Genomic DNA, 1816 nt, shown 5'->3' with positions numbered 1-1816 from the left:
ATAACCAAATCAATATTTTGGATGCGACGCTGATCCTGAAGCTGATCGTCGCCGAGCCGAGCGAAGAGAATGCAGCTAAGCTTGAGGCGGCGGACGTCAACGGCGATAAAGAGGTCAATACGCAGGACGTTCTTGCACTTCTGCAGATGATCGCGGATAAGCTGGCCTCCGCTTCCAAGCATCAATGATGTAATACAAGCCAACGCATCCGTCACCGCTTACCCGGTGGGGGCTCGCCCATATTTCGAAATAGGAGAGGATGAAACCGATGAGGAAGAGGAAATGGATGTTTACGTGGTTCATGGCTGTCGTCTTGGTCATGCAAAGTTTTGGAGCGATTGCCGCCCAAGCGGAGGAAGCAGAGCCGAGAGGATTAGTCTTCGATGCTGCTAAGGCAAATTCCGTCAAACTGAACGGCAAGCTGGACAACATTCCTGCGACATTCGAAATGCTTGCAAAATTTAATGTGAATCCAAACGTTCGTCAAGTTTTGTTCGGCAATTTCAATTCGGGAGCAACTGCTTTCTCGATTGAACTCTCGGCGGCTAACCAACTGCGTTACTATGAAGTATCGAATGGCAAATTAATTGACAAGCAAACGACAGGCCTGCTCATAACGACGGGCAAGTGGACGCATCTCGCGGTCACTCGGGACACTGCGAACAAGAGAGTGTCCGTTATTCAGGACGGAGCAGTTGTCGCGACCTTCGAAAATCTGGAGCTGCCGGAGAAAGTTGCGTTCGTGGCCGACCATAGCATCGGGACGGATACGCGCAACCAAATGCATGTCCGGGCGGAAATTGCCGAAGTGCGGTTGTGGAACGACATTCGCACGTTGGACGAACTGAAGGACAACGCATACGCGGAGCTGAGCGGCAACGAAGATGGCCTGAAGCATGCTTGGAAGCTGGATGCTTCCGTCCTGAACGGTATCGTAAACGTCGTGCTAGACAAAGCGGGGAAACTGAACGGCACGCTAAACGGCTTCCCTCGAACATACGTAGGTGAATTCAAGGGTAGCGGCGCCAACTTCGCGACGGGAGAATTGGAGCTCGCATTGGAAGCAGGGCTGAAAGCTGCGCCTCGCACGTTCGAATCTTGGGTGAAGATCCCTGCCGATACACCAAGCAACAAGCGCATCGGGGCGATCGTAGGGAACTATGAATCCCAATATTACAGCGATATTTCCCGAATCAGCTTCGAAATCAATACGAACGGAAAGCCGCGTCTATATTGGCGGGACAACAAAAACTATGAGCTTAATTACTTCGCGGATAACGTCAACCTGAACGCCGGGGATTGGGTACATCTTGCGATTGTTCTGAACGACGCGGACCAAACGGTCGCCACCTACGTGAACGGAGAGAAGGTCGACGAGGAGAAGGCGGCTAATCCACTTCCGAAGGCGCTTCCCAACTTCCGCGAGCTCAAGATCGGCTCGACCTACGAAGGCTATACCGCGCAAGATGTGCCCGCGGTCAATTTCAACGGTGAAATCGCCGATGTCCGCCTCTGGTCGACGACACGCACGGCCGAGGAAATTAAGACCAATTACAACAAATACCTACAAGGAAACGAGTCGGGGATGATCGGCAACTGGAAGCTGGACCAAGCTGCGAACGGCATCTATGCGGACGGCTCGGCGAACGGCAACGACGCGATCCCTTACGATGATGAAACGTACAACTGGCTGGAGCCGAATTTCGCGGAAGGCGATTACACGATTGCCGTCGTTCCGGATACGCAATATTTGGCATCGTCACATCCGAACGAGCTCAAGCAATATATGACGTGGATGAAGGAGAATGCCGACGAT

2 protein-coding genes are annotated in these 1816 nt (G+C 52.6%); both read left to right on the top strand.

Going from position 1 to position 1816, the window contains the following annotated elements:
* Positions 1-188: dockerin type I domain-containing protein (locus tag AC0YN6_RS30390; protein WP_475751984.1), on the top strand; the 188-nt coding region annotated here is incomplete at its 5' end.
* An 80-nt stretch (positions 189-268) separates the two neighbouring features.
* A partial coding sequence (locus tag AC0YN6_RS30385) for a LamG domain-containing protein (protein WP_475751982.1) occupies positions 269-1816 on the top strand: 1548 nt, incomplete at its 3' end.

Source organism: Paenibacillus sp. J22P15, from assembly GCF_056269345.1.
The sequence above is the reverse complement of the archived record's forward strand: the minus strand, read 5'-3'. Positions and strand labels throughout refer to the sequence as shown.